Below are 10,190 nucleotides of genomic sequence, written 5' to 3'. Positions count from 1 at the left end.
CACGCTGCGAGGCACCGGATCCCAGTGCCGCGGGGCGTAGGTGGCGCGGTCGTCGTGGAACTTCTCCATCTCCGCGGACAGTTCGACATGGTTGCCCGCGGGATCGTCCGCGAAGACGAACAGGTTGTTGCCGGGTCCGTGCCGGCCCGGACCCCAGACGACGTCGACCTCCTGTTCGGTGAGGCGGTCGCACCAGCGCTTGAAGTCGTTCCATTCGGCGAGGTCGAACGAATAGTGGTCCAGGCAGGCTCGTTCGGTGGCGACGATCGCGAGGGTGTGATGGTCGCGGTTGCTGCGCAACCAAACGAAGGTGCCGTCGGAAAGCTGGTCAGAGACCTGGAAACCGACTGTATGGCAATAGAACTCGATCATGCTGGCGACGTCGGAGCTCCCCAGGGCGAGATGCTGGTAGCGGATCGGCCGCTGCCCGGTATCGGCGCCGCGCTCACCGGTGCGGTGCACCGGTGCGTGGAAATGCACGATATTGCCTTCGGGGTCGGTGGTGCCCAGACCGGTTGCGGTGCCGACCGATTCGTCCAGGAACAGCTCGTCCAGCGCATCGACCGAGTGGCCGGCCGCCCGCAGTCGCTTGTCCAGCAGGTCGAGGCCGCCGGGGTCGGCCACCTCGAAACCCAGATGATCCAGCCCTGGCGCGCCCGGCAGCAGATCCAGCACGTGATGTCCGCGGCCCCAGCCCAGCCGCATCCCGCCGCCGGACAGTTCGCTGTGCGGCACCAAACCGAAGACGCGCGCGTAGAACTCGGCCACCGGGCCGACCTCGGGAACACGCAGCCCGAGGTGCGACGCCGCGGTACGGCGTAGTGCACCGCTGTGCTGAGAGTCAGTGCGCAACAACGGCTTCGGGGCGGCCATACGGTCCTTCACTTCCGTAGTCATGCGGGAACGGGGTCGGCGGCGCACAGCGCCGTGGTGAGGGCCGGAGCATGGCCCGGCTGCCAGGCGGCGGCGACGAACCGGTCCGGGCGCAGCAGCACAGTGTGCCCGCGGTACGCGGCCAGGTCGGCGGCGAGCCGGCCGTCGAGGTCGACGATCGAGCCGATACCCGGTGCGCACGAAGGCATCCGGTCATCGATCGGGACGTGCAGCACCACCGGCGCGAACGATTGTGCGTGGCGCACCTCGGCCGCGAGGACCGCCGCGTCGCCGCCGACGCCGAGCAGCGCCCAACCGAGACCGAGGATTTCGTCGAGCAGCCGCATCCGGCCGGTGCCCGCCTCGAACACCACCGGCTGCCCGATCGCGATGCCGACGGGCGCGGTCGCGGCCGCGATCAGACCGGTCGAATAGACCTGAGCGGGCCGGTAGCGCATTCCTTCGAAATACGCTTTGCCATGCGGTGTCGAGACCGCCCGGCGCAGGTAGTCGTCGCGCCGCCGGGCCAGTCTGGCATCGGTCGTCATCACCACCCGCCGCATCCGCTCCGAAAGGGCTACGGTGGCGAGAGCGTGCGGTTTCCGTTCGCTCTCATAGGAATCCAGCGCGGCGGCGGTCAGCCGGCCGGACAGGACATCGGCGATCTTCCAGGTCAGATTCGCCGCGTCCCGGATGCCCGAATTCAGTCCCTGACCGGCGAACGGCGGCATCATGTGCGCGGCGTCGCCGAGCAGGAATACCCGCCCGGTGCGCCACCGATCCGCGACCAGGCTGTGGAACCGGTAGGTCACCACGCGCTCCACCTGGTCGTCGGTGATCCCGCGGTACGGCGTGAGCAGACGGTGCACGAGTTCCAGTTCCGGCAGTTCGGCTTCGCCGGGGTGCAGCAGGAATTCGTAGCGGCAGCGCCCGCCGCTGCCGGGGATGATCACGTGCGGGCGCGCGGGATCGGCGTGATGCATCCCGTACCGCTGGTCGTGCCGATCGCCGAGCACATCGGCGACCAGCCAGGTCTCCGGATGGCTGTGGCCACGCATGCCGATGCCGAGCCGGTCGCGCACCGTCGAGCGCCCGCCGTCGCAGCCGAGGACGTAGCGGGCCCGCAGTCGCAGTGTGCCGCAACGGATCGTGACGCCGTCGTCGTCCGGAATCAGGTCGGTGAGCTCGGTGCCCATGCGCAGCCGCACGGTCGGTTGTCGACGAAGGTGCTGTGCCAGTTCGCGTTCCAGGTCCGGCTGGGCGAACGGGTTCTTGAACGGATAGCCGAAGCGCCGTGGTTGTTCGGCGCGGGCGTGGAACAGCGGGCTGCCCTGGCTGTCGTAATAGCGAGTGCCGGTGCCGGGCACCATGATTCGCAGCAACCGCTCGGCCAGACCGGCCCACTGGTAGGCTCGCAACGCCTCGTCGTCGATGCTGATCGCCTTCGGCTCGTCACTGGTCTCGGTGTTCCGCTCGAGCACCTGGACCCGCACGCCGCGGGCCGCGAGCAGTGCCGCCGCGGTCATGCCCACCGGGCCCGCGCCGACGATCACGACATCGCTTTCGATCACCCCACCCTGCACGCGAACGCTCCTTCCGGAAGACGGCTCGAGTCCACTCTAAGTGCGCGTCCCGGATATAGGGACTGAAGTCCTGAGAAACAGGACGAATTCGGCCGAGGTTCCAGACTGGAACCCTAGAATGTCCTACATGGCGGGACATATTTCTTCACCGAACAGCGGGTACCGCGAACGCAACACCACTGCGGACCGCGCGCTCGACATCCTGCTGATGTTCGACGAACGACATCTGGTGTTGACCGCGGCCGAGGTGGCCGCCAATCTCGCGGTGGGTCGTTCCACCGCCTATCGGTATCTGCAAAGCCTCACCCAGACCGGATTCCTGGAGGACGCCGACGGCAGCGGCTACCGCCTCGGGTCTCGGGTGATGGAGCTGGCGCGCCTGGCTCGACGCGGGTTCGGCCTTTCCGAGATCGCCCGGCCGATCATGCGCCGCCTCGCGACGACCGTGGGGGAAACCGTCCTGCTCACCCGGCTCACCGGTGACCGCGTCATCTGCCTGGAGCGCGAAGACAGTGGCAGCCGAGCCGTGCGGATCACCTATGAGCGCGGCGAGATCCTGCCCATCAATGCGGGAGCGTCCGCGTTCAGCCTGCTGAGCTGGCTTTCCGACGCCGCGGTCGACGACATCCTCGACACCACCCACCTGGAAGGCTTCACCGCACGCACCCCGGTGACCAAGCGCGCGCTGCTCGCCCGCCTGCAACAGACCCGCGAGCAGGGCTATGCCGTGAGCCGCGGCGAACTGGACCCCGACGTACTCGGCATCGCCGCCCCCGTCCACGGCGCCGACGGCGACGTCGTCGCCGCAGTGAGCATCGCCGCCCTGTCCACCCGCGTCCCCGACACCCGCGTCCCGGACCTGGCCGTCGCCGTCCTGGCCGCCGCAGCCGAGATCACCGCAAACCTCAACGGCTGAAAGGTTGTTCGGCCGGATTGTCCGGCCACCACGCGGGCAACTTCACCCCGTGCTGCGGCACCACGTGTTCGATCGTTTCGAAGTCGATGCCCCAGCGCTCGACCGCCGCCGCGATCGTGGCGATCAGCCTGCCGGTCGCCATCTCTGGCACCTCGGTGAGCAGTGGACCGGCCAAGTGTAGTGCGCGCGCTGAGTGTTCGATCGCAGCAGGGTCGTAGCGCAGATCGAGTAGGCGAAGGATATGCGTCATTTCGGCATCCAGGGCGCCGGTCCGATGCTGCCGCCAGAGTTGGGCGCACAGGTCGAGAAAGACCCGGCCTTTCAGCGTCGCTTGCGTTCGCGTCGCACCACCGCCGAACTGCGTGAGAAAGCCGCATCCCAGCAGGCGCAGCAAGCGTTCCCGGATCGCGCCCGCCGAGACATCGAGTTGTGCGGCGAGGTCACCGGGGCGTCGAAAGGGTTCCGGTGCGGTCGAGATCGAGAGGAGTACCGCGATGTGGAGACCGGCGAGACCGCCGGTGCGGACGAAGAAGCGCACGTCCTCGGCGGTGAGGTTGCCGAAGACGACATTCATGAGCACGTCGCGAATGACGTTGTCGGTCAACACGTCGCCGATTATCCGGCGCTGCTCGTCGTCATCGGCGTCGAAGTCGGCAGGTATCCAGAAGACCCGTAGCCGGTGGGGTGCGATAGGCAGGCCGCTGGTCCGGAAGTCGCGCATCGCCTCGGACAACAATCGGCGATGGTGCACGGTGTCTTTGGCTACGTACAGGCAGATGTCCGCTTCGGTGTCGAGCAGCATGGTGCGCAGATCTTTGTCTATTCCGGAGTGATGACTCCACAGGGTCTGGCCGACGAGGGGGCGCGACCAATCCCGTTGGATCTCGCAGGCGAAGTCGAACTTGCGCCGTTCGGCCTCGGTGTAGGAATAGAGACGGGATTTCGCCATGTCGCTCAGCACGTCGACTACCCGCTGGGATAGGAATTGATGTTCAACAGAATCTGCCATGTACGTGCCCTCCGGCAGTGGCCCGGCCGAGGTGGCTTCGTCGGGACAATCGCTGCTTTGCCCGACCGTACCGAGGTTCGACTCCGGTGGGTGTCCTTCGAACGGCGTACATCGGAGACGCCGCCGCTCACCAGACTGCTGCCGAAGACCTCGACGTGGTGAATATCCTTGTCGGACAGTGCCTTTACGGGAACTCCGGACAAGATTCATGGCTGGACCGATCGGGCGGGGGCGCGGGATCGGCGAGGCTGTACGCCGTATATGGACGGGCGGTTACGATCTCGGACAGCTCTTCGCTAACTTGGCCCTTGGCGAGGTTGAAGCTTGTACTGTCACTGGCAGATCGGATGCAACCTGTCAATACCCTACCGTCGTTGGTCGGCGGTGCCCCGCTGTTCGCGTTCGCTGAGGAGCCGAAAAACCATGTCCGAGAACCTTACCCCGCAGATCCGGACCGACATCCCGCATTCCGCGCGCATCTGGAACTACTGGATGGGCGGCAAGGACAACTACGAAGTCGACAGAGTCGTGGGTGAAGCCAGCCTGCAGGTCGATCCGGACATCAGCACCATGGCTGTGCAGTCGCGCCAATTCCTGATCCGTGCGGTGACCTATCTCGCGCAGGAAGCGGGGGTGCGTCAGTTCCTCGATATCGGCACCGGCCTGCCGACGATGCAGAACACTCACGAGGTGGCACAGGGGATCGCCCCCGAATCGAAAATCGTCTACGTGGACAACGATCCGCTGGTGCTGACCTATGCCAGGGCGTTGCTCAACAGCACCACCAACGAAGGTGTCACCACCTACGTCGACTGCGATTACCACGACCCCGAGCAGATCATCTCCGACGCCCGCAACGTGCTGAATTTCGACAAGCCGATCGGCGTCATGTTCATGGGTGTGCTCGGCCACGCCAAGACCTACGACGACATGCTGCGCATCGTGCGCACCGTGGTGGATGCGGTGCCGTCGGGCAGCTATCTGGTCCTGTGGGACGGGACCGACGACAGCCAGGCCTACGTCACGCTGTGCGAGAACTACACCAATAGCGGCGGCGTGCCCTACGTGCCTCGTCCGCAAGCCCAGATCCGCGCGGTCTTCGACGGTTTGGAGCTGGTGGAGCCGGGTTTCGTCTCGATCACCGAGTGGCGTTCCGGTGATACCCAGGTCGGCGAAACCCGGCCCATCTCCGCGTACGGCGGGGTGGCTCGTAAGCCCTGAGCGACGGGTCAGACGTGGTAGCGCTCGACCAACGGGACCAGGGTGTCCAGTTTGCGTAGCGCGTCCGCTTCCGGCAGCGGCGCCAGCGACAACGCCACCCGTTGCACCCCGGCCTCGGCGTAGGCGTCGAGAATCGCCGGGTCGGGGAGTACCGGCGCGACCATCACGGGCAGATCGTTCCCGGCGAACGGCGCGAGCTGGGCCGGCACCTCGGCAGCCGTGGCCGGGCCGTTGGGCACCCAGCCCACGCCGTGCCGGATGGCGCGCTTGATCGCGGCCGACTCGCCGCCGACGAAGATCGGCGGGTGCGGCTGCTGCACCGGCTTGGGCCACGAGTACATCGGGTCGAAATCGATGAAACGGCCGTGGTACTCGGCGAGTTCCTCGGTCCAGATCGCGCGGATCGCCTCGAGTTGCTCGTCCAACAGCGCGCCGCGGGTGCGCGGGTCGGTGCCGTGGTCGGCCATCTCCTCGCGATTCCAGCCGACGCCGACGCCGAACACCACGCGTCCGCCGGAGATCAGGTCCAGGCTCGCCACCTCCTTGGCCGTGTGGATGACGTCGCGCTGGATCAGCAGAGTGACGCTGGTGCCCAGGATCAATCGCTCGGTCACCGCGGCGACGGCGCCGAGCGCGACGAACGGATCGAGCGTGCGGTAGTAGCGGCGGGGCAGGTCGCCGCCCATCGGATACGGTGACTTTCTGCTCGCCGGGATATGCGAATGCTCGGCCAGGAACAGGGATTCGAAGCCGCGATCCTCCAGCGCGGGACCCAGTGCCTTACCGCTGATGCCTTCGTCGGTGAGAAAAGTGATGATCCCAATCTGCATGCCCGCATGCAACTCCCGGAATCCGGCAGAAATTCCGGCGCGGACTGTTTCAGCGCTGCCCGAGTTCAACTCTTGCTCGATCCGGTCGGATGTGCGTTCGAGTCGCGGTGCGCTGCGAGGAGTTGGACACGGCGCGACGAGCGTCTTCTCAGTTGGGCAGTGGGGGAGTAGCCTGTCTCAGGTAGATAGTTACCAGAACTAAAGACATTGCTGCTTTGCCAAACCGCTGGTCAGGGAGACATGTGATGACAGATGTAGAGGTAGCTCGACGAATCAATGACCTGTCCGCCACGGACGAGGTGCTCGCGGGGGCGCTGCCCGATCCGGCAGTCGACGCTCGTATTCAAGATCCTGCGGTAGGGCTCGCGGAACTGATCCGCATCGTGTTCGCCGCCTATGGTGACCGACCGGCCGTCGGCGCCCGCGCCACCCGGCTGGTCACCGATCCGGTGACCGGCCGCACGACGCTGCATGTGCTGCCGGAGTACGAAACAACGACCTACGCCGAACTGGGGCAGCAGGTGGCGGCCGTGGCCGCCGGATTGCGCGGCGACGCGGCGGACGGCGGCTGGGTGCGCCTTGGCGAGCACGTGGCGATGCTCGGTTTCACCAGTGTCGAATACACGGTGCTCGACCTCGCGGCGACGCTGGCGGGCGCGGTCGCCGTGCCGATGCAGTCGAATGCGCCTGCGGCGCAACTCCGCCCGATCCTGGCCGAGACGCAGCCGCGCGTCCTCGCGGCGGGTGTCGACCAGCTCGCGGAGGCGCTCGATCTCGCGGACGGCGAGCACCGGCCGGGGCTGATCGTGGTGCTGGACCACCGGCCGGAGGTGGATGCCCATCGCGAAGCGTTCGATGAGGCCGCCGCGCGCCTCAGCGGTACCGGCGTGGCACTGAAAACCCTTGCGGAGCTTGCTGATAGCGGCAAGGACGGAGTGGTCGCGCCGGAGCCCGCGGACAGCGAGCGAATCGTGCTGTTGATCTACACCTCGGGCAGCACCGGAACGCCCAAGGGCGCAATGTATTCGGAGCGGTTGGTCGCCAACCTGTGGCAGGGCAAATTCGGGTTGGCGGAGGGCCCGCACGCGGCCGGACCGTGGATCACGTTGAACTTCATGCCGATGAGCCATCTCATGGGCCGGTACACGCTGTACGGCACGCTGGCCCGCGGCGGGATCGCGTATTTCGCTGCCAGCAGCGACCTTTCGACCTTCCTGGAGGATCTCTCGCTGGTCCGGCCGACGCAGCTGCAATTCGTGCCGCGCGTGTGGGATCTGCTCTACCAGGAGTACCAAAGGGCACTCGACGGCGTCGATCCCGCCGAGCGATCCGGGCGGACCCCCGAACTGCTCGCGGAAATGCGCCGCGACCTGCTCGGCGGGCGCGTGCTCGGCGCGGTGACCGGGTCCGCACCGATCTCGGTGGAAGTGCGCGAATTCGTCGACGCCTTACTGGGTTTCCACCTACCGGACGGGTACGGCTCCACCGAGGCCGGTGGCATCACGGTCGACGGCAAGGTGGTGCGGCCGCCGGTGCTGGACTACAAGCTGGCCGACGTGCCCGAGCTCGGCTACTACAGTACCGACCGCCCCCACCCGCGCGGTGAGCTGCTCGTGAAGACACAGAACATCTTTCCCGGCTACTACCGCCGGCCCGAAGTCACGGCGGAGGTGTTCGACCCGGACGGCTACTACCGGACCGGCGATATCGTCGCCGAGGTGCAGCCCGACGAGTTGCACTATCTGGACCGTCGCAACAATGTGCTCAAACTGTCGCAGGGTGAGTTCGTCACGGTGTCGAAGCTGGAGGCGGCCTTCGGCGCCAGTCCGCTGATCCAGCAGATCTACATCTATGGCAACAGCTCGCGCCCTTACCTCTTGGCTGTGATCGTCCCGGACGACGCAGTGCTGGAACGGGTTTCCGGTGACGTCGGTGCGGTCGGTCCGCTGCTCACCGAGGCGTTGCGGGCGGTGGCCGCCGATGCCGGTCTACAGTCCTACGAGATCCCGCGCGACTTCCTGGTCGAGACTTCGCCGTTCACTGTCGAGAACGGTCTGCTCACCGGCATCCGCAAGCTCGCGCGGCCGAAGCTGCGGCAGCGCTACGGCGAGCTGCTCGAGCAGCTCTATCAGCGGTTGTCCGACGGGCAGGCCGAGGAGTTGCGCGCGCTGCGCGTGGGCGCGGCCGACCGGCCGGTGCTCGAGACCGTCAGCCGGGTGGCCGCCGCGCTGCTCGGTATCGCCGCCGCCGACGTGCACCCGGCAGCGCATTTCACCGAGCTCGGCGGAGACTCGTTGTCCGCGTTGACCTTCGGCAACGCGCTGCACGACATCCTCGGTGTCGAGGTGCCGGTCGGCGTGATCGTGAGTCCGGCGACCGATCTGCGCGCCCTGGCCACCTTCCTGGAGTCCGGTGCGCAGACGTCGCGGCCGACGTTCGCGACGGTGCACGGACCGGATGCGACCGAGGTGCGCGCCGCCGATCTCACCCTGGAGAAGTTCCTGGACGCTGCCACACTCGACGGCGCCGCCGCCCTGCCCGCGCCGAACTATGCGGTGCGCACCGTGCTGCTCACCGGCGCCACCGGCTTCCTCGGCCGGTTCCTCGCGCTGGCCCTGCTGGAACGGCTCGGCCCGGTGGACGGCACACTGATCTGCCTGGTCCGCGCGACCGACGACACGGCCGCCCGGCAGCGCCTGGACGAGGTGTTCGACAGCGGCGACCCGCAGTTGCTCACGCACTACCGGCGGCTGGCCGAGCGGCACCTGGAAGTGGTGGCGGGTGACAAGGGTGAGCTCGACCTCGGGCTGGACCGCGGCACCTGGCAGCAGCTGGCCGAGCGCGTGGACCTGATCGTGGACTGCGCCGCGCTGGTGAACCACGTGCTGCCCTACAGCCAGCTGTTCGGGCCGAACGTGGTGGGCACGGCCGAGCTGATCCGGTTGGCGCTCACCGGAAAACAGAAGATCTTCGACTACATCTCCACCGTCGGCGTCGGCGATCAGATCGCGGCCGGGCAGTTCGTCGAGGATGCCGATATCCGCACGATCAGCGCGACCCGGTCGGTCGACGAGCGCTATGCCAACGGCTACGGCAACAGCAAGTGGGCGGGGGAGGTGCTGCTGCGCGAGGCCAACGAGCGATACGGGTTGCCGGTCAGCGTATTCCGGTGCGACATGATCATGGTGGACGGCAGTTACGTCGGCCAGTTGAACGTGCCCGACATGTTCACCCGGTTGATGCTCAGTCTGGTGGCCACCGGCGTCGCACCCGGCTCGTTCTACCAGACCGACGCGGCCGGGCAGCGGCAGCGCGCGCACTACGACGGGCTGCCGGTCGACTTCATCGCCGAGGCGGTCACCGAACTCGGTGTGCACGAGGGCTTCTCGACCTATCACGTGATGAACCCGCACCACGACGGCATCGGGCTCGACGAGTTCGTGGACTGGCTGGTCGCGGCGGGCTATCCGATCACCCGAGTCGCGGACTATCAGACGTGGCTCGAGCAGTTCGGCACGAAACTGCGCGCGCTGCCCGAACAGCAGCGCAGGCATTCTTTGCTGCCGCTGCTGCACAGCTACGCGCATCCGCAGCCGCCGGTCGAGGGCAGTGTCGCCCCGGCCGACCGCTTCCGTGCCGCGGTGCAGGACGCGAATATCGGCCCGGACAAAGACATCCCGCACCTCACCGAGTCGACCATTCTGAAATACATCACCAACCTGGAGCACCTCGGCCTGCTCTGAACCAGCGAAAGGAAC

General features: G+C 67.0%; 7 protein-coding genes. 3 read left to right on the top strand and 4 right to left on the bottom strand.

The window, feature by feature from the left end; all coding sequences use genetic code 11:
• A partial coding sequence (locus NBRGI_RS44285) for a VOC family protein (protein ID WP_235211118.1) occupies positions 1-897 on the bottom strand: 897 nt, incomplete at its 3' end.
• Entirely contained in the window at positions 894-2,456 is a 1,563-nt protein-coding gene (locus NBRGI_RS27055) for a bifunctional 3-(3-hydroxy-phenyl)propionate/3-hydroxycinnamic acid hydroxylase (protein WP_036561017.1), read from the bottom strand. The genes NBRGI_RS44285 and NBRGI_RS27055, both read right to left, overlap by 4 nt.
• A 127-nt stretch (positions 2,457-2,583) precedes the next feature.
• Between NBRGI_RS27055 and NBRGI_RS27050 the strand changes: the two genes are divergently transcribed.
• Positions 2,584-3,372, top strand: a complete 789-nt coding sequence (locus tag NBRGI_RS27050; protein ID WP_029900026.1) for an IclR family transcriptional regulator — start codon at positions 2,584-2,586, stop codon at positions 3,370-3,372.
• On the opposite strand, the gene NBRGI_RS27045 is transcribed toward NBRGI_RS27050, so the two are convergent.
• On the bottom strand, positions 3,362-4,381 hold the full coding sequence (locus NBRGI_RS27045; RefSeq protein WP_148310963.1) for a hypothetical protein: 1,020 nt from the start codon (positions 4,379-4,381) through the stop codon (positions 3,362-3,364). The two genes, NBRGI_RS27050 and NBRGI_RS27045, sit on opposite strands and share 11 nt — an antisense overlap.
• Before the next feature lie 423 nt (positions 4,382-4,804).
• Here NBRGI_RS27045 and NBRGI_RS27040 point away from each other — a divergent pair, with 423 nt between their 5' ends.
• Entirely contained in the window at positions 4,805-5,602 is a 798-nt protein-coding gene (locus NBRGI_RS27040) for an SAM-dependent methyltransferase (RefSeq protein WP_029900024.1), read from the top strand.
• An 8-nt stretch (positions 5,603-5,610) separates the two neighbouring features.
• Here NBRGI_RS27040 and NBRGI_RS27035 read toward each other — a convergent pair whose 3' ends face one another.
• The gene (locus NBRGI_RS27035; protein WP_029900023.1) at positions 5,611-6,432 is read right to left on the bottom strand and encodes an LLM class F420-dependent oxidoreductase; all 822 of its coding nucleotides are present in this window, start codon (positions 6,430-6,432) and stop codon (positions 5,611-5,613) included.
• Positions 6,433-6,677: 245 nt separating this feature from the next.
• Between NBRGI_RS27035 and car the strand changes: the two genes are divergently transcribed.
• Entirely contained in the window at positions 6,678-10,175 is a 3,498-nt protein-coding gene (gene car, locus NBRGI_RS27030; protein ID WP_029900022.1) for a carboxylic acid reductase, read from the top strand.
• The last annotated feature ends 15 nt before the right edge of the window (positions 10,176-10,190 follow it).

The organism is Nocardia brasiliensis IFM 10847, from assembly GCF_000710915.1.
Classification (GTDB): Bacteria; Actinomycetota; Actinomycetes; order Mycobacteriales; family Mycobacteriaceae; genus Nocardia; species Nocardia brasiliensis_A.
This window is presented reverse-complemented; position numbering and strand designations above follow the sequence as displayed.